Below are 305 nucleotides of genomic sequence, written 5' to 3' on the forward strand. Positions count from 1 at the left end.
CCTTACATCATCGTGTTCCTGAACAAGTGTGACATGGTTGATGATGAAGAGCTGCTGGAACTGGTAGAGATGGAAGTACGTGACCTGCTGTCACAGTACGACTTCCCAGGCGACGACACTCCAATCGTTCGTGGTTCTGCTCTGAAAGCGCTGGAAGGCGTTCCTGAGTGGGAAGCAAAAATCGTTGAGCTGGCTGAACACCTGGACAACTACATCCCGGATCCAGTCCGTGCGATCGACATGCCGTTCCTGCTGCCAATCGAAGACGTATTCTCAATCTCTGGCCGTGGTACCGTTGTTACCGG

Annotated in this window: 1 protein-coding gene; it reads left to right on the top strand. The window is 52.8% G+C overall.

Annotated features, from left to right (window positions below; all coding sequences use genetic code 11):
- Positions 1 to 305: GTP-binding protein (locus tag HFD94_RS22815; protein WP_243208061.1), on the top strand; the 305-nt coding region annotated here is incomplete at both ends.

Origin of the sequence: Pantoea sp. EKM20T (genome assembly GCF_011800485.1) — a bacterium.
GTDB lineage: Bacteria > Pseudomonadota > Gammaproteobacteria > Enterobacterales > Enterobacteriaceae > Pantoea > Pantoea agglomerans.